18 protein-coding genes are annotated in these 24,105 nt (G+C 73.4%); 12 read left to right on the forward strand and 6 right to left on the reverse strand.

Translation table 11 applies throughout. The features are described 5' to 3' along the window. The first annotated feature begins 56 nt into the window (after nt 1-56). Complete coding sequence (locus RKD23_RS03555) at nt 57-824, forward strand: SDR family NAD(P)-dependent oxidoreductase (protein ID WP_424852250.1); 768 nt, start codon at nt 57-59, stop codon at nt 822-824. A 63-nt stretch (nt 825-887) separates the two neighbouring features. On the opposite strand, the gene RKD23_RS03560 is transcribed toward RKD23_RS03555, so the two are convergent. After that, nucleotides 888-1,790: an aminoglycoside phosphotransferase family protein gene (locus RKD23_RS03560; protein ID WP_424852251.1), complete on the reverse strand. Its 903-nt coding sequence runs from the start codon at nt 1,788-1,790 to the stop codon at nt 888-890. Between the two features lie 148 nt (nt 1,791-1,938). On the opposite strand from RKD23_RS03560, the gene RKD23_RS03565 reads away from it, so the two are divergent. From RKD23_RS03565 to RKD23_RS03580, 4 genes are all read left to right on the forward strand, one after another. Then, nucleotides 1,939-2,286, forward strand: coding sequence for a DUF1330 domain-containing protein (locus tag RKD23_RS03565; protein ID WP_424852252.1), 348 nt, complete (start codon nt 1,939-1,941; stop codon nt 2,284-2,286). Nucleotides 2,287-2,410: 124 nt separating this feature from the next. Next, nucleotides 2,411-3,814: a hypothetical protein gene (locus tag RKD23_RS03570; RefSeq protein WP_424852253.1), complete on the forward strand. Its 1,404-nt coding sequence runs from the start codon at nt 2,411-2,413 to the stop codon at nt 3,812-3,814. A gap of 49 nt (nt 3,815-3,863) precedes the next feature. After that, complete coding sequence (locus RKD23_RS03575) at nt 3,864-5,105, forward strand: AAA family ATPase (RefSeq protein WP_424852254.1); 1,242 nt, start codon at nt 3,864-3,866, stop codon at nt 5,103-5,105. A gap of 287 nt (nt 5,106-5,392) precedes the next feature. Continuing rightward, nucleotides 5,393-6,622, forward strand: a complete 1,230-nt coding sequence (locus tag RKD23_RS03580; protein ID WP_424852255.1) for a DUF2201 family putative metallopeptidase — start codon at nt 5,393-5,395, stop codon at nt 6,620-6,622. 77 nt (nt 6,623-6,699) lie between these two features. Here RKD23_RS03580 and RKD23_RS03585 read toward each other — a convergent pair whose 3' ends face one another. Next, nucleotides 6,700-9,015: a DUF4132 domain-containing protein gene (locus tag RKD23_RS03585; RefSeq protein ID WP_424852256.1), complete on the reverse strand. Its 2,316-nt coding sequence runs from the start codon at nt 9,013-9,015 to the stop codon at nt 6,700-6,702. Between the two features lie 177 nt (nt 9,016-9,192). Further along, nucleotides 9,193-10,080, reverse strand: coding sequence for a LysR substrate-binding domain-containing protein (locus RKD23_RS03590; RefSeq protein WP_424852257.1), 888 nt, complete (start codon nt 10,078-10,080; stop codon nt 9,193-9,195). Nucleotides 10,081-10,237: 157 nt separating this feature from the next. Here RKD23_RS03590 and RKD23_RS03595 point away from each other — a divergent pair, with 157 nt between their 5' ends. Continuing rightward, nucleotides 10,238-10,723 carry a cupin domain-containing protein gene (locus tag RKD23_RS03595; protein WP_424852258.1) on the forward strand — a complete coding sequence of 162 codons (486 nt, stop codon included), beginning with the start codon at nt 10,238-10,240 and terminating at the stop codon, nt 10,721-10,723. 299 nt (nt 10,724-11,022) lie between these two features. Beyond that, nucleotides 11,023-14,106 (forward strand): NPCBM/NEW2 domain-containing protein, encoded by a 3,084-nt coding sequence (locus RKD23_RS03600; RefSeq protein WP_424852259.1) that lies wholly within the window; start codon nt 11,023-11,025, stop codon nt 14,104-14,106. 54 nt (nt 14,107-14,160) lie between these two features. Here RKD23_RS03600 and RKD23_RS03605 read toward each other — a convergent pair whose 3' ends face one another. Then, nucleotides 14,161-14,511: a hypothetical protein gene (locus RKD23_RS03605; RefSeq protein ID WP_424852260.1), complete on the reverse strand. Its 351-nt coding sequence runs from the start codon at nt 14,509-14,511 to the stop codon at nt 14,161-14,163. A gap of 55 nt (nt 14,512-14,566) precedes the next feature. Continuing rightward, nucleotides 14,567-15,088: a GNAT family N-acetyltransferase gene (locus RKD23_RS03610; RefSeq protein WP_424852261.1), complete on the reverse strand. Its 522-nt coding sequence runs from the start codon at nt 15,086-15,088 to the stop codon at nt 14,567-14,569. Nucleotides 15,089-15,332: 244 nt separating this feature from the next. On the opposite strand from RKD23_RS03610, the gene RKD23_RS03615 reads away from it, so the two are divergent. Then, complete coding sequence (locus RKD23_RS03615; RefSeq protein ID WP_424852262.1) at nt 15,333-16,283, forward strand: DMT family transporter; 951 nt, start codon at nt 15,333-15,335, stop codon at nt 16,281-16,283. A 30-nt stretch (nt 16,284-16,313) separates the two neighbouring features. On the opposite strand, the gene RKD23_RS03620 is transcribed toward RKD23_RS03615, so the two are convergent. Next, nucleotides 16,314-16,898 carry a hypothetical protein gene (locus RKD23_RS03620; RefSeq protein ID WP_424852263.1) on the reverse strand — a complete coding sequence of 195 codons (585 nt, stop codon included), beginning with the start codon at nt 16,896-16,898 and terminating at the stop codon, nt 16,314-16,316. A gap of 170 nt (nt 16,899-17,068) precedes the next feature. Between RKD23_RS03620 and RKD23_RS03625 the strand changes: the two genes are divergently transcribed. From RKD23_RS03625 to RKD23_RS03640, 4 genes are all read left to right on the forward strand, one after another. Beyond that, complete coding sequence (locus RKD23_RS03625) at nt 17,069-18,214, forward strand: hypothetical protein (protein WP_424852264.1); 1,146 nt, start codon at nt 17,069-17,071, stop codon at nt 18,212-18,214. Nucleotides 18,215-18,442: 228 nt separating this feature from the next. Then, nucleotides 18,443-20,683: an RICIN domain-containing protein gene (locus RKD23_RS03630; protein WP_424852265.1), complete on the forward strand. Its 2,241-nt coding sequence runs from the start codon at nt 18,443-18,445 to the stop codon at nt 20,681-20,683. A 91-nt stretch (nt 20,684-20,774) separates the two neighbouring features. Continuing rightward, nucleotides 20,775-21,812, forward strand: coding sequence for a YihY/virulence factor BrkB family protein (locus RKD23_RS03635; protein ID WP_424852266.1), 1,038 nt, complete (start codon nt 20,775-20,777; stop codon nt 21,810-21,812). Between the two features lie 162 nt (nt 21,813-21,974). Beyond that, nucleotides 21,975-22,943, forward strand: a complete 969-nt coding sequence (locus RKD23_RS03640) for an ROK family protein (RefSeq protein ID WP_424858154.1) — start codon at nt 21,975-21,977, stop codon at nt 22,941-22,943. The last annotated feature ends 1,162 nt before the right edge of the window (nt 22,944-24,105 follow it).

Raw genomic sequence — 24,105 nt, forward strand, 5'->3', positions numbered from 1 at the left:
GGCGTAGCGTGGGGACGGCTTCTCGCCGACTCGTCGCCGAACGGAAAGGCATCCGCATGAACCTGCCCGCATCGGGCCGCCGCGTCCTCGTCAGCGGTGCCTCGCGAGGGCTCGGCCGCGCGGTGGCGCAGGCGTTCGCGGCCAACGGCGACCGGATCGCCGTGCACTACGGCTCCCGCGCCGAGGAGGCCCGCGCGACCCTGGACTCCCTCACCGGCACCGGGCATGCCCTCACGGGCGGCGACCTCGCGGACCCGGCCGGGGCCGCGGCGGTGGTGGACGCGGCGGCCGACGCGCTCGGCGGGATCGACGTACTGGTGAACAACGCGGCTGTGAACGTACGGCATCCGCTCGCCGAGACGCCGTACGAGGAGTGGGTGGCGGTGTGGCAGCGGCATGTGGCCGTGAACCTCCTCGCCACGGCCAACCTGAGTCATCTCGCGGCGCGCCGGATGATCGACCAGGGCACGGGCGGACGCATCGTCAACATCGGCTCCCGGGGCGCCTTCCGCGGCGAGCCGGACCACCCCGCCTACGGGGCGACCAAGGCTGCGGTGCACGCGCTCGGCCAGTCCCTCGCGGTGTCCCTGGCCCCGTACGGCATCGGTGTCGCGTCCGTCGCGCCCGGCTTCTTCGCCACCGAGCGGGTCTCCCCGCGCCTGGACGGGCCCGAGGGCGCCGCGATCCGCGCGCAGAGCCCCTTCGGGCGGGTGGCGGAGCCGGAGGAGATCGCGGCGGCCGTCCTGTGGCTGGCCTCACCCGAGGCCGAGTGGTCCTCGGGCACGATTCTGGACCTCAACGGGGCGTCGTACCTGCGTACTTGAGCCCAGCGGACGCGTGAGCCAGTCGGAAGGGTGATCCCACCGCACGCCTGAGCCCGTCGGACGCTATGCCGCCTCCTCCAGCACGGCCCGGATCACATGCCGTGCGTTGCCCGCCATTGCCGGGTTGGTGTCGCGGTAGTGGGGCAGGGCGATCAGGGCCTGGGAGAGGGTGCGTGCGCGGCCTCGCCGCCAGGTCGCCTCGTCGACGCCGAGCGCGTCGCGGAAGACCTGGCGGGCGTCGGCGGGCAGCAGGTTCCACGCCGGGAAGAGGTCGCAGGCCGGGTCGCCCACGCCCATGCAGCCGAAGTCGATGACCGAGCCGAGCCGGCCGCCGCGCAGGAGGAGGTTGCCCGGCATCAGGTCGGCGTGCAGCCACACCGGTGTCCGCTCGCCCTCGGGCGCCCGCAGGGCGTCCTCCCACACGGCGGTCACGGCGTCGCAGTCGACGCCTTCCTGCGGGAGCGCCCGCAGTCGCCCGATCGCCGCACGCGTCTCCGTCTCCTGGAGAGCGAGCGGCCCGCCGCGGTACGCCCGGGGCGCCCCGGGCAGGGTGATGCCACGCATCGCCGTGACGAACGCCGCCAAGTCCTCGGCCAGCAGCACCGGTTCGGCCAGCGCACCCGCCTCGGGGTTCTCCCCGTCCAGCCACCGGTACACCGACCACGGCCATGGATACCCCTCGGCCGGCTTCCCGGCCCCGAGCACCTCGGGCACGGCCACGGGCAGCAGGGCCGCCAGGCGCGGCAGCCACTCCTGCTCCGTCGTCACGTCCGGCGCGCCGCCCCGCACCAACGGCAGCCGTACGACCATGTCGTCACCGAGGCGGTACATGGCGTTGACCGTGCCACCGGACGCGATCCGCCGGACCGGCAGGCCGGACCACCGGGGGAACTGCCCCGCCACCAGCCGCCGTACGAGATCGTCGTCGAGGGGCGGCCGGCCGGGATGCGTCTGTCCTGCGCTCATGGGACGCCATCCGACCGGTGGACGGCGACGGCGGTCAACCGCATTTGCCGGCCGAGGGCCTTTACCCCGGAGGTAATCGCCCCAGCGGGCGGAGGGTGCCACGATCGTCGGCGTGAGCAGGGCCGTTCGACCGACCGGAGGGACAATCGTGACCGCCTACGCCATAGCCCATCTACGGGAGATCACTCCGCATCCGGAGATCCCCGAGTACATCGACCGCATCAGCGCCACCTTCGAGCCGTACGGCGGCCGCTTCCTGGTGCACGGCACCGCGCACGAGGTGCTGGAGGGCGACTGGCCGGGGGCCGTCGTGATGATCGGCTTCCCTGGCATGGCCGAGGCGCGGGCGTGGTGGGACTCCCCCGCCTATCAGGAGATCGCGCCGCTGCGCTCGCGGCACATCGTGGGCGACATCATCCTGGTGCCGGGCGTACCCGAGGGCTACGACCCGCGTGTCACGGCCGAGGCCGTACGGGCGGCCCTGCCCGCCGAGTGACCACGGCACCCGCGGGCCGCGCGGATAATCACCTGACAGGCCTGCGGGCGTGTGCCATGATCACGGCGATGACGACTCACTCTCTTCAGAGATTGGGGGCACCGTCCGCGCAAGGTGAGTGCTGATGGCCTCTCACCTCGCGAACGGGGACTCCCGACTTTCCTTCTGGTCGCGCGTACGCGAGTACGCCGTGCCGCCGTCCATGATCGAGACCGCGACCGCCCGGCGCCGCGCAGGCGACTGGGCGGGGGCGTGTGCCGCCGCGGGCATCGACGTGGATCTCACCCCGCGTTCCGTGGCGCTGTCCCACGGCCGGGAGACGGCGGCCCGACTGCGCGACGACCTCCGCCACTTGGCGCCCGACCTGCTGCGCTGGCACATGCCGAGGATCGCCCCGGACGGACTGCTGCGCCCGGCCCTGACCGTCTCCCTGGCCCGTTACGAGGCCGCCGGGAGGGACGGCGTGAGCCCGCTGCATCTCGTGGTGCGGACCCCGCCGGCCCGCGCGGACGCCGGTCAGCGGATGAGCCTCGCCCTGTGGGACGCCTCCCGCCCCGGCACCGGCGCGGGCAGCCACCCGCACGCCCGCCCCAGCAGGCGCTTCCGCCTCGATCTGCACCGACACCTGTGGGACGTACGCAGGGCCAGGGAGCTGCGGACACGTTCCGGGGCGGACCGACCGCCACCTTTCGCGCCGAGCGCGCGTGACACGCCTCCGCGTCCGCCGGACTCCCTTACGGACGCAGGGCGTTGTGCCGTGGACCGGTGGGCGGCCGAGGCACGGATTCTGCTGCGGGCCGACGGGTCGGCCGCCGACGGTGTCGTCGTACGACTCGACGCACGGCACCGGCTGCTGCTCACCCCCGTCGCAGACGGCACCGGGCCGCCCGAGGTCGAGGTCACGCGGGTGTCGGCCGGTGGCCGGGTGGCGGCGCTGCCGGTGCTGCCGGACGCCGCGACCTGGATGCTGCCCGACCTGGAGCTGCTGCGAACCGGTCTGGCCGAGCCCGGGCTGCTGCATCCGCTGGTCGCCGAGGCCCTGGTGCCGGGGCACGCGCCCGCACCGGCACGGACCGTGGAGCCGCCCGGAGCGCCACACATCGTGGAGTGCCGTGGGCGGCAGCACCGGATCGGCCTGGTCGACGGGGTGCTGGCCCCGCTGGACCACGAGCCGGGCGAGGTCCGGCGCGAGGAACTCCTCGCCGCGCTCTCCGGGCCACCACTGCCCTGTCTGCGGGCCATCGACGAGGCCCACCGCCGGCCCGACTGCCTGACCGGCGTAAGGGAACGTCTGCTGCACGGCGACATCGCCGGAGCGCTCGCCGTGGTCGAAGGTCTCCTCGGGCCCGGCGCGGTGCTGCGCAGCGGTCCGCTGCTGGACGAACTCGAGGCGGCCGCGCAACGGCGCATCGCCTACGGGCTGTTCAGGGCGGGCCTGTCCGACCCCGTGCCGCGCCGGACCCTGCTCCCGGGCCCGACCCGCCCGCATGCCCACCGTTCCCGTCCGCGCCACACGACCGGGCGCTGAACTCTCCTTCCCGTCCCCGCACTTCTCCAGACCCCTTAGGTGATGACGTATGCCCACAACCTCCTCGTACTCCGAACTCGACATCGCGGGCGACCTGTTGAGCCTGCTGCGCGACACGACGACCGAACCGCGCCCGGACACTCAGCTAGAGGCACTGACGCTGGCCGTGGCCGCCGATCTGCCGGTGCTGCTGTGGGGTGAGCCCGGGATCGGCAAGACCGCGGCCCTGACCCAACTGGCGGCGGCGCTGGACCTGCCGCTGACCACGGTGATCGCCAGCGTGCACGAGCCGTCCGACTTCTCCGGGCTGCCCGTCGTCGGCGACGACCCCGCGCAGCAGGGCGTGCCGATGGCGCCGCCGGACTGGGCGGTGCGCCTGGTGCGGGCCGGGCGGGGCCTGCTGTTCCTGGACGAGCTGTCCACCGCGCCGCCCGCCGTGCAGGCCGCCCTGCTCCGGCTGGTGCTGGAGCGGCGGATCGGCACCCTGCGGCTGCCGCCGGGCGTACGGATCGTGGCCGCGGCCAATCCGCGGTCCTCGGCGGCCGACGGCTGGGAGCTGAGCCCGCCGCTGGCCAACCGCTTCGTCCACCTGCAGTGGACCCACGACCATGAGGTCGTCGTCCGCGGCCTCGGCGGGACCTGGCCCCGGGCGACCCTGCCCCGCCTGGACCCTGCGAGGCTGACCGAGGCCGTGGACTTCGCGCGCCGCGCCGTGTGCGAGTTCCTCACGACCCGGCCCACCCTCGTCCACCGGCTGCCGGGCAGCGAGTCGCGCCGGGGCGGGGCCTGGCCCTCGCCGCGCAGCTGGGACATGACGCTGTCCCTGATCGCCTTCGCCACCGCCGCGGGCTCCTCCCGGGAGGTGCTGGCCCTGCTGGTCAGAGGGACCGTGGGCGACGGGCCGGGGCTGGAGCTGCTGGCCGCGATGGACCGGATGGAGCTACCCGACCCGGAGCTGCTGCTCGCCGACCCCGCGCGGGCCGAGCTGCCCGAGCGCGGGGATCTGCGCCAGGCCAGCCTGGAGGCGGTGGTGGCCGCCGTGAACGCCCGCCCGGAGCGGGTTCGTTGGGACGCGGCATGGGCTCTGCTGGTGCGGGCGCTGGAGACGGGGGCGCCCGACCTCGTGGTCGCCCCCGCGACCGCGCTCGCGGGGCTGCGCCGCGAGGACTGGGACGTGCCCGAGGCCATCGAACGCCTCGCCGGAGCGGTGTCCCTGTCCCGGCGCGCCGACAAGGCGGCCCACCGCGCGGCGAACCGGCCCGCCGCCGTCGCCGGGCAGGGCGCCCGATGAAGGCGGAGGCGCCGGACAGCGGGCCTGACGAGTGCGGCCCGGCCCGCGATCACCAGAACGCGCGGACAGCGGGGGCCGCGGACCTCGACAGGCGGAGAGCAGGGGCCGTAGACCTCGACACGCGGACAGCAGGGGCCGCGGACCTCGACACGCGGACAGCAGGGGCCGCGGACCTCGACACGCGGACAGCAGGGACCGTAGACCTCGACACGCGGAGCGCAGGAGCCGCGGACCTCGACACGCGGACAGCAGGGACCGTCGACCTCGACACGCAGAGCGCAGGAGCCGTGGACCTCGACAAGCTCTACGCCGCCCGGCTGTACGCCGCCCGGGCCCGGCCCTATCTCGCGACCGCGTTGTTCGCGCTGCGGGTCGTCGTGTCGCGTCGGGTGCCGACGATGGCGGTCGACCGGCACTGGCGCTGCTATGTCTCAGCGGGTTTCGTGGCCGCGACGCCCGTGGAGGAGCTGGCGGGTGTGTGGGTGCATGAGGTGTCGCATCTGCTGCGCGACCACCACGGCCGCGGCGACCGGCTCGCGCGCGAGCTGGGGATGGACGGTCCGGCCGGGCGGCTGCGGATGAACATCGCCGCGGACTGCGAGATCAACGACGACATCGCCGGCGACGGCCTCGTCCTGCCCGAGGACGTCGTGCGGCCCGCCTCCCTGCTGTTGCCCGAGGGCCTGCTCATGGAGGAGTACGCACGGCGGATCGGCGTCGGGCCGCTCACCGGGGACCTGGCCTGGCTGGACTGCGGCAGCGGCGCCGACGGCCTGGACCGCGACTGGGACCTGGGGCCCGACGGCGCGCACGGACTGAGCGAACAGGAGCAGGACGCCGTACGGTTCCGGGTCGCCGAGGGCATCAACGGCCGGCCCGGCAACGCGCCGCTGGGCTGGCAGCGCTGGGCGGAGGAGGCGTTCCATCCGCCGCAGCCCTGGCGGGAGCTGTTGGGCGCGGCCCTGCGGTCGGCGGTCTCCGGCCCCGGCGTCGGTGAGGACTACACCTACGGCCGCCCGGCGAGGCGTTCGGCCGGGGTGCCCGGGGTGGTGCTGCCGAGCCTGCGGCGGATGCCCCCGCAGGTCGCCGTCGTGGTCGACACCTCCGGGTCCGTCAGCGACGCCGAACTGGGCAGCGCGCTGCTGGAGGTCGCCGCGATCTCCCGGGCCGTCGGGGGCCGGCGCGACCTGGTCAGCGTGCTGTCCTGCGACGCGGCGGCCGGGGTGGTGCATCCGCTGTGCCGGGCCGAGGACATTCCGCTGGTGGGCGGCGGAGGCACCGATCTGCGGTCGGGTTTCGCGAAGGCGCTCGCCGCGCAGCCGCGCCCGGACGTCATCGTCGCCCTGACCGACGGCCAGACGCCCTGGCCGTCCGTCCGCCCGCCGTGCCGCACGGTGGTCGGCCTGTTCCCGCGCCTGTGGGCACCCGGGCCGCGCGACGAGGACGACCCGGGCCATGCGCCCGACCGGCCACCGGCCTGGGCCCGGGTGGTACGGCTCGGAAGCGGGCGGGGCTGACGGCGGTTCAGCCGGGTCCACCGAGCCCACCGGACAGTGCTCAGCAGCCGGTCGGCACCTCAGCAGCTCAACCGCCCTCAGGCCCCTCGCTGGATCTGCCGGAGGATGACCGGGTCGGTGATCTCGGTGTCGGCGGCGAGCAGGAACGCCTTGCTGAGGATGACCGCCAGCCGGTCGTCCTCGAACGGCAGGAACACCTTCCCCTCGGCCGGCCGGCGCGCCGGAACCACGCACAGATAGCGGTCGTCCGGCTCCATCAGGATGTTCGCCGACCATATGTGGATCTTGTAGGTGCACAGCTCGCCGCGGACGACGAGGAAGCGTCCGTCGAGCGTGCACCGGTCGGCGATCTTCAGCCTCGGCAGGATGCGTGCGAGGGCCTCGCGCCGGACCTCGCCGGTCCCGGGCAGCTCGGCGAACCCGGCGCGCCGCCAGTAGGCGTGTCCGGGACCGCCGTCGGTCCAGTCGGGGTCGGCGGCGATCGAGGTCACCCCGACGAAGAGGTCCACGTCCCGCATCGCCTCGCTGAACACCAGCGGGGGCACCTCGGCCAGCGGCGCCACCTGCCGTGCCCCGTCCGTCCGGCGGGTGAAGCGGACCTGGTCGGTGGAGGCCAGTGCATCCTCGTCCGCCCAGTCGGCGAGCGCGTGCCGGAAGGTGACGCACCACTCCCCCGCGCCCCATATCCGCTCGGCCGTGTCGTCGTCGCCCGGGTGCCAGGGACGGCCGCTCGTCCAGCCCCGGGCCCGGAACAGCGCACGCATCCGGTGGTAGTGCACGAGGTGCCCGGCGAAGCGGTTGGAGTAGACGCGGGTCTCCTCCTCCGCCGGGGTGAGCAGGTAGGTCTCGCGGTACGCCTGCTTGAACGGCTGCCTCACCCGCGCCTCGACGAGCAGGTCACGCCAGGCCCGCACGGTGTCCGGGTCGGAGCGCAGCGGGTGCCACAGCCGCACGGCCGCGTCCTCGGGCGCCTCGGGAAGGTCGCCGGTCTCCGGGAGTACGGCCTGCCAGGTGCCCGGCGCCGTCTCGATCTCCCAGATCAGCCGGCCCACGACGGACCGGCCGAGCGGATGTCCGGCCAGCCGGGTGCGCCACCAGCCGTACGGGTGGGTGGCGTCGACGCTGTAGGAGCCCTCCAACGCACGGGCCAGCGTGGCGAGATGGGCGGTCGCCCGCTTGACCAGCTCGCGCGTCTCCTCGAGCACGTCGGCGTGGTCGCGGCGGACGGCCGCGGGCAGGCCGCGCAGCCGGCGGCCGTCCTTCTCCCAGGCGAGCTCGACGTTCTCGGCGACCGTGACGACGGCCGTGTACGCGCCCGCCTCCCGGCGCAGGACACCGTCGTCGGCGAAGCCCAGGGTGGGCAGGCGCAGCGCCACGTCGGTGCGCTCGGCGAGGACCGCCTCGATCTTCTTGAGCGACTTGTCGAGCTGCTTGGGCACACCGGCGTGCCGGACCGTCCCGCGGACCGTGCGCAGGCCGATGACCAGCTCGGGCGTGGGCCATTCCTGTGCCGCGCGGGTGATTTCGTAGAGCAGCGCCTGGGAGGGCAGGGTCCTGGCGGCCGTCGGTGCGAGGGCGATGCCGGGGAGCAGCCTGTCCAGGAGGTCCGGCAGCCAGGGCTCGTCGCGCACCAGCGCCACCCGCAGGGCGCGCCCGAGCGTGGTGACCTCCTGGGAGGTGAAGGCCTTGTCGGACCGGTAGGGGACGGTACCCGCCTTGATGGCGTCGGTGCGGTCGGCGGCCGTATGGAGCACGCGGTCGGCGAGGTCGGCGTAGGCCGGGAGGGCGGCGATGGCCCGCCATGCCGCTGGCGGCGCCGGCGGGTCGACGATCGGTTGCCGGTCGACCTGGGAGAACAGGGTCAGTTCGGCCGGTGTGAGCGCGTGGAGGACCTCCAGTTCGTCCCGCGCGATGGGTTCCTCAGGCCGGAGCAGGTGCTGTACGACCCTGCTCAGGGTCTCCTCTCCGGCGAGCGCCCCCAGGGCTAGCAGCGTGAGCTGCCGCCGGTCCGCGTAGCTCTCGCGCAGGGCGTGCTCCACCAGGAAGCGGGCGGGCTCGGAGAGGTCGGGCAGCGGGCCGGTGCAGCGCGTCAACGCGTCCGCGGTGAGGCCGAGATCGGCCCAGTTCCGACGCTCGGTGCCCGCGACGAGTGCCTCGAACAGCCCGCGGCAGGTGTCGGGTGTGTAGCGGGGCGCTCGCTCCTTGGCCGCCTCCTCGACCGCGAACCGGGCCGAGGTCGTACCGCGCGCCCCGGCCCCGGCCGTGACACCGTAGGCCAGCGGCATCAACGCACCCAACTCCTCCTCGGACACCTCGGCCGCGTCCCCGTACGGGTCCGCGATCTCGTACGACGCGTCGGTCAGCGCACGCCGCAGCCGCTCGGCGGGCGTCACCGGGCACCCCCCGGCACAAAGGCGCCGGCCAGGACGGCGGCGGTCCTGCCGCCGTGCAGGTCACTGCTGCGGGGTACGGTCACCCGGGCGTCGTCGAACATGCCTCGATCATGGCAGGGGGCACTGACAACGCCGGAAAGACGGGCTTGCCCGACACCGCGAGGGGAGCGAGCGAGCTCACCCGGCCCGGTCCGTGAAGCTCCGCTGAAGGCTCCCCGTCAAGTGCCGGAGAGCAGGCGGGAGTTCCCCCTGTCGTACGGCCAGCGACGTCGGCACGCTCGGTTCGTCCAGCGGTCGGATGGTGATGCCCGGGGCGGGTGGCAGTCCGGAGACGTCGTAGAAGACGGTCCAGGAGGGCGGGCCGACGGCGATCTCGGCCAGGGTCTCGCGCAGGCTGGTGAACTCGGGCCCCGGTGGCGGGGACACCCCGGCGGCCCGCAGGGCGTCGCTGACGAGGTCGTGGAACGGCGGGTTCTTCTCCCGGGGAGCCAACCTCAGCGGCAGGCCGGCGAGTTGTCCGAGGGCGAGGCGGGGCTCGGCGGCCAGGGGATGGCGTGCGGGCAGGGCGACGTGGAGCGGGTCGGTCCGCAGGGGGATGAGCCGCAGGCCGGGTTCGGCGGTCATGGCCCGGATCAGGGCCGCGTCCAGTCCGCCTTCCCGTACGGCGGCCACCCGCTCGGCCGCCGGGAGCCGCTTGAGGCGCACCTGGAGCCCCGGGTGCGTCTCCGCCAGCTCGGCCAGGGCGCGGTAGAGGCGCTCGCCGGGGCCGTGGATCGTGCCGAGCCGCAGGACGCCCGCCGCGCCCGTGGTGATGTCGGCCGCGACCTGCCGGGTGCGCCGGGCGGCTTCGAGCACCAGGCGGGCCTCCGGCAGGAGCCGTTCCCCGGCTGCCGAGAGGTGCACACGCCGGGTGGAGCGGTCGAAGAGCGTCACGCCGAGGTCCCGCTCCAGCTTGCGGATCTGCTGGCTCACGGCCGACTGGACGATGCCGATGCGCTCGGCGGCGCGGGCGAAGCCGCCCTCCTCCGCCACGGCGAGGAAGTACTGCAACTGGCGCAGCTCCACGGCCGTCCCCCTCCTCGTTGCCTCATTCATCACGATCGCTGATCTCTGTGTGCGCCAACTGCTTCTGGTTCGGCGGTTGTTCCCGCTGTCGAATGGTCGCGGACGATCTGTTCGACCCGTTCGACCTGTTCGACCTTTTCGACGGAAGGAGCGCGAGATGACGGAGGCCGTGGTCGTGGCGGCGGAGGAGGCCGAGGTGGTGGGGCTGGCGCACGGCGGTGCGTTCCGGCTGCTGGTCGACGGCGACACCACCGCGGGCGCGCTGGGCGCCAACCGGCTCACCCTGCCGGCCGGGGCCGACGGGGCGAGACCGCACCGGCACGAGCGGTCGGCCGAGCTGTTCCATGTGCTGGGCGGGCGGATGGAGTTCCTGCTCGGGGAACGGTCGGTGACCGTGGGCGAGGGCGGCCTGGTGGTGGTGCCGCCGGGCCTGGTGCACGCCTTCGGTGCGGCGCCGGGGACGGGGGCCGACGTGCTCGTGGTGATGGCGCCTGGCGTGGAGCGGTTCGGCTACTTCCGTCACCTGGGGCGAGTGTCCCAGGGCCTGGAACCGCCGGAGAGCCTGCTGCCGGAGCAGGACCGCTACGACGTGCACTTCGTGGAGGGCACCCGGTGGGCGGAGCTGCGCGGCCGGAACGCCTGACACCGACCGCTCCACCCGGCACCCCTCACCCCTCACCCCTCACCCCCCACACTGCCCCACCCTGCACCGATCCCCACACCACCCCCGGCCCCGCGCCCGACGCAGGGGCAACCGCCCCTCGGACGCGGGCCCGTCCTCCTGTCCGCCCTCTCCCTTCGGCCCCGGCACGCACTCTGGCCAACGCGTGCGCCGATGCGCTATACCTTCCTCGCCTGATTGATTGTGCTCGATGCGACCGACTTTCAAGCACCTTCCGTCAACGCGACCTGTGCCGACAGACGCTTGCGAAGGGAATCGACATGACCGCTCCACCCCGTAGACCCACGACGCGCCCGGCGGCCTTCATCGGCGCCACCCTGCTCGCCCTGCTGGCGGCGGCGACCGGCCCGGCCCTCCCAGCGCAGGCCGCGCCAGCCGCCCAGGCGGAGGCCGAGGCGGCGACGGTGATCGGCGACGTCACCGGCTTCTCCGCGAACGGCGCCACCTACACACTGACCGCGGGCCCGGCCAAGGCCCGGGTCAGCTTCGTCGGCCAGGAGACCTTCCGGATCGAGGTGGCACCCGAGGGCACCTTCACGGACCCGGTCGGCGACGACATCGTGCTGCCGCAGGGCACGCCGCCCACCACCCGGTGGGCCGACCGCGGCGACCGCTACGAGCTGTCCACGGACCAAATCACCCTGCGCGCCTACAAGTCACCGCTGCGCTTCGCCCTCCATCGCGCCGACGGCACCCGGCTGTGGGAGGAGACCAAGGGCATCAGTTGGACCGGCACGTCCACCACCCAGACGCTCCGGCGCGGCGCGGACGAGCAGTTCTACGGCCTGGGCGAGCAGAACGGCAGCGGCAACACCTCGCACCGCGGCAAGACCCTCGACGTGGGCGTCGACTACAACTGGAACGAGGGCGGTCACCCCAACTCGGTGCCGTTCTACCTGTCTTCGGCCGGGTACGGCGTGTACCGCAACACCTACTCCCCCGGCACGTACGCCTTCACCGACCCGGTCACCACCACCGAGAAGGAGAAGCGGTTCGACGCGTACTACGTCGCCGGGCGCTCCGCCAAGGACGTGATCGGGCAGTACACCAGGCTCACCGGCCGGCCCATGATGCCGCCCATCTACGGCCTGGAGATCGGCGACTCGGACTGCTACCTGCACAACGCCAACCGCGGCGAACGGCACACGCTGGACGCGCTGAAGGTCGCCGACGAGTACGTGAAGCACGACATGCCGCTCGGCTGGATGCTCGTCAACGACGGCTACGGCTGCGGTTACGAGAACCTCGCCGAGACGGCCAAGGGCCTCACCGACCGCAAGATGGAAATGGGGTTGTGGACCGAGGACGGCCTCGACAAGCTCGCCGAGCAGGTGAAGGCCGGCCAGCGGGTGGCGAAGCTGGATGTCGCCTGGGTGGGCGACGGCTACAAGTTCGCGCTCGACGGCTGCAAGGCCGCCCACCGCGGCATCGAGGACAACAGCGACGCCCGCGGCTTCACCTGGGCGCCGGAGAGCTGGTCGGGCGCGCAGCGCTGCGGGGTGCAGTGGAGCGGCGACCAGTCCGGCAGCTGGGACTACATCCGCTGGCAGATCCCGACGTACGCAGGTGCCACGATGTCCGGCCTCGCCTACACCACCGGTGACGTGGACGGCATCTTCGGCGGCAGCGCCAAGACGTACGTCCGCGACCTGCAGTGGAAGGCGTTCCTGCCGGCCGTGATGACGATGGACGGCTGGGCCGCGAGCGACAAGCAGCCCTTCCGGTACGGGGAGCCGTACACGAGCATCAACCGCAAGTACCTCAAGCTCAAGGAATCCCTGCTGCCGTACATGTACACCTACGCGGCCCGCGCGCACCGCGACGGTGTCGGCCCGGTGCGGCCGCTGGCGCTGGAGTACCCGGACGACCCGGTGGCCGCGTCCGACGCCGCCAAGTACGAGTTCATGACCGGCGAGCACTTCCTCGTCGCGCCGGTCTACCGCGACACGGCCGTCCGTGACGGCATCTACCTGCCGAAGGGCACCTGGGTCGACTACTGGTCCGGCCGCACCTACGAGGGTCCGACCACGGTCGACGGCTACCAGGCGCCGCTGGACACGCTGCCGCTGTTCGTGAAGGCCGGTGCCTCCGTGCCGATGTGGCCGGGCATCACCTCGTACCGCGACCGCACGGCCGGTTCCCCGCTGGCCTGGGACGTCTACCCGCAGGGCCGCACGTCCTTCACGCTGTACGAGGACGACGGCGTGACCCGGCAGCATCAGACGGGCGAGTTCGCCGAGCAGCGGGTCCAGGTGAGCGCGCCGCAGAGCGGACCGGGGCCGGTCACGATCGACGTCGGCGCGAGCGTGGGCGCCTTCACGGGCAAGCAGACCGCGCGCCCGTACCGGTTCACCGTCCACACCGGTTCCACGCCCCAACAGGCGCTGCTCGCCGACCGGGTGCTGCCGCGGTACACCTCGAAGGCCGCGTTCGACGCGGCGGCCGAGGGCTGGTGGTACGACGCCACCGACCGGTCCGGGGTCGTCCAGGTCAAGACGCGTGCGCTGAGCACCGCGCGGGCGTTCCGGATCGAGCTGGCCGGGGCGAGCGCGGTGGGCGGCAAGGTGCCCGGCGCGAAGGGCACGCTCGCGGTGAGCGCGCCCGCCGAGCTCGGCGCCGGTACGTCGGCGCAGGTGGCGGTCGACTTCACCGCCGGGCGCGCCGGCGCCGACGCCACCGAGCTGTCGCTGGCCGCCCCGGAGGGCTGGACGGTGTCGGCCGCACGGACGCTCGGCCGGGTCGAGCCGGGTCAGCGGGCGCACGCCGAGTTCACGGTGACGCCGCCCGGCGAACAGGGCGTGGGCGAAGCGGTGTTGACCGCCACGGCCCGCTACCGGGCCGCGGGCGAGGCACAGTTGACCGCGCTACGGGCCGCCGTACGCACCATGCCGAAGCCGCCGACGGCGGACGCCTGGGCGAGCGATCTGCCGTGGCTGAAGTCCGCCAACGGCTACGGTCCGCCCGAACGCGACCGCAGCAACGGCGAGTCGGGCGCGTCCGACGGTCATACGCTCACTCTCAACGGCGCGACGTACACCAAGGGCATCGGCGCCCACGCCAACTCCGACATCGAGTTCTGGCTCGGCGGGAAGTGCACGTCCTTCACCGCCACCGTCGGCATCGACGACGAGATCAACGGCTACGGAGGCGTGTCCTTCTCGGTCGTCGCCGACGGCCGCACGCTGTGGTCGTCGCCGACGGTGAACGGCAGGTCGGACCCGGTCCGGGCGGACGTACCGCTCGCCGGAGCCCGGCATGTGAATCTGCTGGTCACCGACACGGACGGCACCAAGTCCGGCGACCACGGGGACTGGGCCGACGCGAAGTTCCACTGCGCGCCCTGACCCCGTCGGCGAAGCCGCCGGCCGGCCCCGTGCCGGGCCGGCGGCTCTCGCGCGTCAGCGGAACTCGTGCACGACCTCGATCCGGCCGACGATGTGCGCGTTGAACTCCGCCAACTCCTCGGCCGGCACCCACAGTTCGAGGATCGTCCGCCCGCCCGCCTGCTGCACGGGGTAGCGCCGCAGGAACTCGGACTCGACCTCGAACCGCGTCACATACCCCACGCCACTGGCCTTGACGTTCCAGTCCCGCGCGATCTTGATCGCGTACTCCTCGTTCAGCACGGGATAGAAGATCGGCTGCTCGGGCAGCCGCGGCGGCCAGGCCCGCCAGTCCGACTCCCGCACCAGCGCGAGCTCCTCGGGACCGGTGGGACGCCAGAGGGTGGTGGTCGCTGTCTGCTGCATACCGGGACCATATCCGCAGGTGAACCGACGGGTCACCGGGGTTTCCCGGCGGCCCTCACATCGGGAACGAGTGCAGTCGTACGGTGCCCGGCGGCCAGTCGGCCTCCTCGCGCAGCGGCGTCCACATCGTGTTCAGCGGCATGAGCACCGGGCCGTCGTGCTGTTCGACGTGGACGGGGGCCTGGACGGGGTGCCAGCCGAGGTGGGCGTAGAAGGGGACGAGCGGGGTGCGGCAGAACAGGAGCGCGTAGGGCGGGCCCTGGGTGCGGGCGTGGGCCAGCGCGGCGGCGACGACCCGGCGGGCCAGGCCGCGGCCGCGGACGTCGGGGGCGACGGCGACGCCACCGACGCCCATGGCCTCGGTGCGGGTGTCGCCGACGGTCAGCGACAGGCGGAGCAGACCGGCGTGGGCGACCAGACGGCCGGCGAGTCTGATGCCGTAGTGCTCGTCCTTGGGCAGGAAGGTCAGCCCGGTGCCGGCGACCCCGAAGGGGTCGTCGCCGTCACCGAGGATCTCTGTCAGGTCGCTCCTGGTGTAGGCCGCGAGCCGTACCGGAGTCGTCGGATCGTCATCCATGCCCTCATGATCCACGGCGGTCGCGGCCCACGACTCGGCACCCCCTGATGCTGTCCGGTTATCATCACGGCGTGAACACCCACTGGCACGTCGTCCTTCCGCCGCCCTGCGCCTGACGGGCGCGGACTTCCGGCGGTAGGTGAATCCCCGGCCCCGGCCGGCCCCTCAGGGGCGGTCAGGGGTTGTTGTCGTGCGCCCGTTCTCGGATCGACTCCCAGACGCTTCGACGACGGAAGACACGACTGTGCCGAACCGCACCGCTTCTTCGACTCCCGCGCGCCCGGCCGAGGCCGGCCCGCGCCGCTCCCGCCACCGGCTCCTCGGCGGACCCGCCCCCATCCTCACCTCGGCCGTGGTGTGGGGCACGACCGGAACGGCGAGTTCCCTGGCCCCGGCCGGTGCGCCGCCCGCGGCGATCGGCTGCGCCGGTCTGGCCCTCGGCGGGCTGCTCATGTTCCTCACCTCCCGCGGGGCGCGTTCCCTGACGGGTGCCTGCTCGCGTCGCGAGCGCCGGCTGCTCGCGCTGGGCGCGGTGGCGGTGGCCGGGTATCCGGTGTGCTTCTACCCAGCGGTGGCCCGTACCGGCGTGGCCGTGGCCACGGTGATCGCGCTGGGCAGCGCGCCGGTCTTCGCCGGCCTGCTGACGTGGATCGCCGGACGGGGCCGGCCCACCGCCCGCTGGGCCGCCGCCACCACGGCGGCCGTCCTCGGCTGCGCCCTGCTGGTGCTGGCCCCCGACCCCGCCGGACAGGCCGCCCCGATGGACCTGGCCGGGGTGGCGCTCGCCGCGGGCGGGGGGCTGTCGTACGCCGTCTACGCCTTGATCGGCGGCAGCTTCATCACGCGCGGGCACGCCTCCGGGGCGGTGATGGGCGTGCTGTTCGGCGGGGCCGGGCTGCTCGTCGTGCCCGTGGTGGTGTGCACGGACACGGGCTGGCTGAGCACGGCGCGCGGTGCGTCCGTGGCCGCGTATCTCGCCGTGTTCACGGTCTGCCTGGCCTACCGGCTCTTCGGCTACGGCCTGCGCCGCACGCCCGCGTCGGTGGCCACGTCCCTCACTCTGGCCGAGCCCGCCGTCGCCGCGGTGCTGGGCGTGGCCGTGCTCGGGGAGAGGCTGCCGGTCGTGGGCTGGTGCGGGCTGGCCGTGCTCGGCGCCGGCCTGGTCCTGCTGACCGTACCGGCGCGTCGGCGCTGACCGTACCGGCCCGGCGGCGCCGACCGGGCCTCAGTGGGACTCGCGGTCCCGCAGCGTGTAGCCGCCCGCGACCACAGCCATGTCGGCCGCGGGCGCCATGCACCGGGTGAGTGGCGGGGCCCCCTTGGCCGTCGCGCCGGAGAGCCCCGCGCGGGCCGGGTCGTGACGGCCCTTGCCGTGCTCGGGGACGTAGAAGCTCACCCCCATGCGGGTGTGCGGGTCCAGCTCGGTCGTCCACGGGTGGCCGGGGCTGGTGCGTACGAGGCGGCCGGTCACGGTGGCGGTGGGGCCGCCCGTGGTGAGGCAGTCGACCTCGAACTCGCCCCAGTGGTCCCGGCCTTGGATGGCGTGGGAGATCCTGAAGGTGCCCCAGGAGCGGGCGGGGATGCTGCCGAGGTTGTCGTACACGGCGTGGGCGTCCACGCTGACGCGGACCGCCTCGCTGGTCACCGGGTAGTCCAACCGTGCGGTGCCCTCGAGGGAGGACACGAGGGTGACAGCCGCCGGACGGGCGGCAACGGGGTGGTCCTGGGCGGGCGCCGCGAGCGCGACAGGCGCGGCGAACGCGGTGACGAGGGCGAGGAGCGCGGTGGCGCGCACGATCTTTTTCAGCACTGAAGGCTCCGGTTGCGAAGGGTTGCTGACGACCCGTCGATCGTCGCCGCCGGTCCGGCCCCCGGGCGTCCTTCGCCGGTATCGACCGTCTCCGCCGCACGGGTGAGAGGCCCTCCGACGAGCAGCCTGGCGCGGGCACCGGGACGGGCCGGTCCGGCATATTCCGTTCCATGTCGGACAGCGGATCGGGCGAGGAGACGGACGGCAAGAAGACGGAGGTCAAGGAGCGGCCATGGAAGGAGTGGTGGCAGAGGCGCAGATGGGCCGCCGCCGAGCTGGGGCCGTGGGAACAGCGGGAAGCCGTGCTGGCGAGGATCTCCGAGATCCAGGCGGCCCTCGACGTGGCGGCGAGCCGCGCGGCCGCCGACTCACCCCAGGCCCATGCCACGGCGGCCTACAAGGCCGTGGCCGAGCGAGAACTGCAGCAGGCACGCGACGCACTCGCGCACTCCGCCCACGCGGCCATGCGAGGCGCGGCACACGTCGGTGTCGCCCAGTCGCACCTCGACACCGCGCAGAACCTCATCGTCTCGCTGGCCCCGCAGGACGATGTCAAGGCGATGCTTCCCCAGATGGTCGCGCTGGTCGACGAGCACTTCACCCCCAAGGATCCGCGTCGGCTGCGCATCAAAGAGATCTCCGAGCGGGTGAACAAAGGCGCGGACCTCACACCGAGCGACCGCGGTTTCCTCTCCGAGACGACCGGGCTCGCCCGCCGCATGCTGCGCAAGGAGACACTCCGCGTCCGGAGCTTCGCCCGGGTCCTCGCCGCCGTTTCGGCCACGATGCTGCTGATCGCGGTGCTGGTGGCCTTCTGTGCGTTCAGATGGCCGGCCATGGTCCCCCTGTGCTTCGCCCCGGAGGACGGCGGGATGTTCTCCGTCGTCTGCCCGACCGACAGCGTCACCCGGATCGGCCACCCGCCGAACACGCGTGAGATCGGCTGGGCCGCCCGCGCCCAGGACTACCTCGTCGTGGAGATCGTCGGCGCGGTGTCCGCGGCCGTCGCCTCGGCCGCCGCACTGCGCCGGATCAGAGGAACGGCACTGCCGTACAACGTGCCTCTGCTTCTGGCCGCCCTCAAGCTGCCGACCGGGGCCCTCACCGCGCTGCTGGGGCTGCTGCTCATGCGGGGCGGCTTCGTCCCCGGGCTCAGCGCCCTCGACTCCTCGGCGCAGATCATCGCGTGGGCCATCATCTTCGGCTACTCGCAGCAGCTCTTCACCAAGTTCGTCGACTCGCAGGGCCAGGCGCTCCTGGACGCCGTCCGTGGCCCGGGCAGCGCCCCGCCGCCGGGCGAGGGGGCCAAGCCTTAAAGCCCCACGGACTTCGGTGTTATCGCCAACATGGCAGTCCAACTGCGCTGTCCCGAGATGTTCGCGCGACCCGTTGGCATCGATAACATCCTCTGCCATAGTGGCCGCGACCACCGCGCCCACGTCCTGGACGCAGCACCGCACACCGACCAGCTGTCCCACCTCTGAGCAACGCCCGCACGGGGCCGCCGTGAAGGAGCGCGGCCCCTCCAGCCGCGAGGAGCACCTGTGTCAACTGTCCGCGGGAGACTGGCCGGAGCGCTCGCCGCAACGGCCACGGCCCTGGCGCTGGCCGGCGCCGGCACGCTCGGCTCGCCCCCGGCGTCGGCGGCGTCCGAGGCCGACACGGCAGCTGTGGCCGTGGCCGATGCCACCTACACCGTCACCGTCGGCTCCAAGGGCTCCTGGACCCACCCCGACGACACCCCGGCCGCCTCCTACATAGACAAGGACGGCACCTACTACTTCCAGCAGGCCCACGCCCTGTACGGCGCGAACGACAGCCGCCAGTGGAACTTCTTCACCGGCACGAACCTCGACACGGCCACCCGGTCGGGCACGATCAGCAACGCGGTGAACCCCGCCAACCCGGACGACAAGAACGGCGACACGACCTGGCGCTGCAACAACAGCCCCACCGGCGTCGAGTCCACCTACGCGCCCACGGGTTCGGGCTACGCGCAGCGCAACTACTGCGATCTGGCGGGCGTCTGGGTCGACCCGGACACCGGCCACTGGTACGGGCTCGTGCACAACGAGTTCACCCCGCAGCCCTTCGGCGACGGACTGCACTACGACGGCATCGACTACGCCGTCTCCACCGACAAGGGCCGCACCTGGGACATCAAGTCCCATGTGATCACCTCGCCTTACAGCACCAGGCGCGGCGACACGACCGCCTTCCCGCAGCAGACGTACCACTACGGCGACGGCGACCCACGACTGTACGTCGACACGGCCTCCGGCTGGTTCTACGTCTTCTACGGCTCGCGGATCGTGGAGAAGGGCGGCGGCTGGAAGGCGTTCCACGCACATGTGGCCCGCGCCCCCATCTCCCAGAAGATGGCGCCGAGTTCATGGCGCAAGTGGTACGACGGCACCTGGTCCGAGCCCGGCGTGGGCGGCCGGGAGAGCAACATGGTCCCGGTCGGCGCCGACAGCGCCACCGGCTACACGCCCGTCGACAAGGAGTACGACCCCGCCAACAGCGGCAAGGTCGCCGAGCAGGTCGCGGCGGGCAAGATGCCGCCGACCTCGCCCCTGTTCGTCATGGACATTACCTACAACGCCCACCTGGGGCTGTACATCGGCGAGCCGCAGGCGGTGGACCAGAGCGGCAACGCCCCGCAGCAGTTCTACGCCACCGACGACCTCGCCACGCAGAAGTGGCGGCTGATCGGCGACACGGGCAGCTACACCAACGCCTCCTGGTACCGGTGGTTCCTGGACGGTGTGAACAAAACCAGCTCCCAGATCGTGGGCAGGTCTTTCCGCTCGTACTGCTCGTTCGGCTGCTCGGGCGGCTCGTCGAGCGAGTACGTCGACGTCAGCATCGGCACCTCGGCCCCCGCCGCGCCGGTCGACACGACGATGTCGTATCGCATAGGCAACGGTGACGGGCGGGTCCTGGCCCAGGTCACCGGCGGCTCCGCGATCACGTCGGTGGCCGCGCCGACGGGCTCGGCGGCCGAGGCCTGGATCTTCACCGGCAACGGCGACGGCTCCTACCGCATCGCGAACGCGGCCACCGGAGCGCTGCTCGGCGTCGGCTCCGGCAGCACGTCGACCCGGGCGTGGGGCACCAGGCCGACCGCGACGGCGCTCGGGGCCGGGGGTACCGCGGTGGGTCAGCAGTGGTGGGTGATCCCCGGCACCTCAGCCGACGGGACCGCGAACGGCACCTACCGGCTCGTCAACCGCTACAGCGGGCTGGTGCTCGGCCTGTCCGCCGACTCCGCACGGACCGCCGAGACGGCGCCCTCCCGCTACTGGAGCTCCGGCACCCGCACCGCCGCCGAACAGACCCTGCGCCTCACCGCCGTCGGGCCGGCGCCCGGCTCGCTCGACGGCACGCACACCCTGGTCACCGGCGGCAAGGCGCTGGACGACCCCGACCACAGCACCACGCCCGGCACCCAGCTCGTCACCTGGACGCCCAACGGCGGCGCCAACCAGCAGTGGACGTTCACTCGCCAGTCCGACGGCTCCTACGAACTGCGCAACGCCGAGTCCCGGCTGTGCGCGGACGTCGAGGGCGGCTCCACCGCGGCGGGCGCCAAGGTCGTCCAGTGGACCTGCACCGGCAACGCCAACCAGCGCTGGCGGGTCGAGCGACAGCCCGACGGCACGTACGAAGTCGCCTCCATGAAAAGCGGCCTGCTGCTGACCAGCGCCGCCACCTCCGACGGGGCGAAGGTCAGCCAGCAGCCGGACACCGGCGCGGCGCTCCAGCGGTGGACGATCTCCTGAGCCGGAGCCGGACGACGGACCGATGGGCGGGCTCCCGGACAGCGGGGGCCCGCCCGCGCGTGGGGTGTCCGGCGGCGGATACCCGGCCCCCATGAACCGACTGCTCAGAGCCCTGCGTCCACGGCGCACCACCGAACGGTTCGGCCCAGGCCCCGAGGTCGAGGAGCGGGCCCCCGACACCCCGACGGAGCTGCCGCGGACCGCGTGGTGGGCGGCCCTCAAGGGCACCGTGCGGGAGTTCCGCGACGACGAGCTGACCGACCGCGCCGCCGCCCTCACCTACTACGGCGTCCTGTCGCTCTTCCCGGCCCTGCTGGTGCTCGTCTCCCTGATCGGCATCGCCGGGCGCTCTGCCACGGACCGGTTGCTGGACAACTTCGGGCAGTTCGCGCCCGGTTCGGCCCGCGACATCGTCACCCGGGCCGTCCAGCAGCTCAGCGACCGCGGCGGACTCGGCTCGGTCATGGCCGTCGTCGGCCTCGTCCTGGCGGTCTGGTCGGCCTCGGCCTACGTCGCCGCGTTCATCCGCGCCGCCAACGCGGTGTACGACGTCCCCGAGGGGCGCCCGCTGTGGAAGATCCTGCCGCTGCGGCTCGCCGTGACCGTCACGCTGCTGGTCCTCGCCGTCCTCAGTGCCCTCATCGTCGTGTTCACCGGCGGCCTCGCCCGCCGCGCGGGCACCGCGCTGGGCATCGGCGACACCGCGCTGACGGTGTGGTCCATCGCCAAGTGGCCCCTGCTGGTCGCCCTCGTCGTCGCCATGATCGCGCTGCTGTACTGGGCCACGCCCAACGCCGAGATCCGCGGCTTCAAGTGGATCACGCCGGGCAGTCTGCTGGCCCTGCTCATCTGGCTGGCCGCCTCCGCGGGCTTCGCCCTCTACGTGGCGAACTTCGGCTCGCTCAACCAGACCTACGGCACCATGGCCGGCGCCATCGCGTTCCTGGTGTGGCTCTGGCTCGGCAACCTCGCCATCCTGCTCGGCCTGGAGTTCGACGCCGAGACGGCACGGCAGCGCGCGGTCGCGGGCGGATATCCCGCGGACGAGGAGCCGTACACGACACCGCGCGACACGACGAAATGGGACGAGCAGGACCGTCTCCGGATGAGGCGGCAGAGGCCTTCCTGAACCGGTTGCGGTGGAGTTGACCAGAGACAGGAGGGCATTGGTGACTAAACGCGGCACTAAACTCCCCCTCCGGCTAGACAACGTTGTCATCCGCCGGGCACAGTGTCTCCGCGGCGCGTCCATCCCATGCCGCCGACGCAGGAGGACCTTCAAGACATGGACATGGTGTACGGAGCACTGGACATAGGTGGCACGAAGATCGCCGGGGCGCTGGTCTCGGCGGACGGGCGGGTGCTGGCCCGGGTGCAGCGGCCGACGCCGGCCCGTGAACCGGCCGAGTCGCTGATGGCCGTAGTGACCTCGGTCCTCGACGAACTGTCCGCGCAGCCGGAGTGGCGGTCCCTCGCCTGTCTGGGGATCGCCAGCGCGGGCCCGGTCGACACCGCCGCCGGGACGGTCAGCCCGGTCAACATCCCCGGCTGGCGCGGCTTTCCCTTGGTGGACCGGGTCCGGGCGCATCCGGGCCTGCCCGCCGACGTGGGCGTCACCCTCATCGGCGACGCGGTGGCCATGGCCGCCGCCGAGCACTGGCTGGGCGCGGCCCGCGGCGTGGACAACGCCCTGTGCATGGTCGTCTCCACGGGGGTCGGCGGCGGCCTGATCCTCAACGGCCGTCTCCATCCAGGGCGTTCGGGCAACGCGGGGCACATCGGGCACATCTCGGTCGACCTCGACGGCTCCGACTGCCCTTGCGGCGCCCGGGGTTGCGTGGAGGGCCTGGCGAGCGGCACGGCCATCGCCGCCCATGCCTCGGCAGCGGGCTGGCGTGCACCGGCCGGTGTCGCCCCGGACGCCGCGAGCGTGGCCGCTGCCGCCGCCGCGGGCGACCCCGTCGCCCTGGCCGCCTACGACCGTGCCGCCCAGGCCCTCGCCGCCGCCATCGCCGCCACGGCCGCCCTCGTCGAGCTCGACCTGGCCGTCATCGGCGGCGGCGTGGCCCAGTCGGGCGACGTCCTCTTCGTCCCCCTGCGACGCTGGCTGACCCGCTACGCGGTGCTCGACTTCGCCCGGGACGTGGCGGTGGTCCCGGCCGGGCTGGCGCTGGACGCCGGGTTGATCGGCGCGGCGGCTGCCGGTGCCGCCGCGCTGGAGGCCGGCTCCAGGCCGTACGCACCGGTGGCGGGGGTCTGAGCGGCGCCAACTCCGTTGGGCCGCGTCCGGGATGGGGTCGGTTGCGTTGCCTCGCGGGTGGTCGAGCGGGGTCTTGGTCGGGGGTCGAGGGAGTCGCCGCACCTCGGTTGCCATCGCGTGCCTGGGCGCGGTCGATCGCCTTCCGGGCGGAGGCACTCGGATGCTGCGCGGCGCCGCCCAACCGGGCTGCTCGTTCCCCGGGTGGAGGGGCTCCCACCGGGCACGTCACCGCGTGGCTGGGCGGGGCCGGTCACCTCTCGGCAGAGGCACTCGCGGTCGGTGTCGCCGCGTGGCTGGGCGGGACGGGGTTTCGTCCGGGGTGGAGGGGCTCCCACCGGGCATGCCCTCGCCCACCCGAGCATGGTGATGCCCTCCCGGCCGGAGGCGGTCGCACAACGACGCGTCCCCGCGTACCTGGGCGGAGCGGACTCTCGTCCAGGGTGGAGGAACTCCGACTGGGCATACGCTCGCCCACCCGAGCAGGTGGCGCCCTCCCGAGCCGAGGCGGTCGCACCGGACACGTCGCCGCGCACTTGGGCGGAGCGGACTCTCGTCCAGGGCGGAGGAACTCCCTGCGGGCATACGCTCGCCCACCCGAGCATGCTCCCGGGCGAAGGCGGCCGCACCGGACGCGTCACCGCGCACCCGGGCGGAACAGGCTCCCGTCCAGGACGGAGGAACTCCCACCGGGCATGCCCCCGCCCACCCGAGCATGCCCGGGCGGAGGCGGCCCGCCCGGACGCGTCGCCGCGGACCCGGGCGGAGCAGGCTCTCGTCCGGGACGGAGGCAGCCACACCGGGCATGCCACCGCACGCCCGGCCCGGGCGGTCCTCGCCCAGGTCGGAGACAGTCCCACCGCGCGCGCCGCCGCCCCAGCCGAGCGCGGCCAGTCCCTCCCCGGCAGAGGCACTCGCAGCCGGCGCGTCGCCGCACAGCCCTCCCGGGCGGGACCGGTTCCTGCCCAGGGCGGAGGCGCTTGGACCGAACGCGTCACTGCGGTGCCCACCCACGGCTGTTCACCTCCCAGGGGCGGCCGCACCAGCACGGGGCACGCCACCACTACCGCCACCGCCGGGGCCGGCCGGTCCCCCTCCCCGGGGCGCAGGCATTCGCACCCGGCACACCACCGCACACCCACCCGCAGCCGAACCCTGCCCCACC

Origin of the sequence: Streptomyces sp. SAI-170 (genome assembly GCF_049739565.1) — a bacterium.
GTDB lineage: Bacteria > Actinomycetota > Actinomycetes > Streptomycetales > Streptomycetaceae > Streptomyces.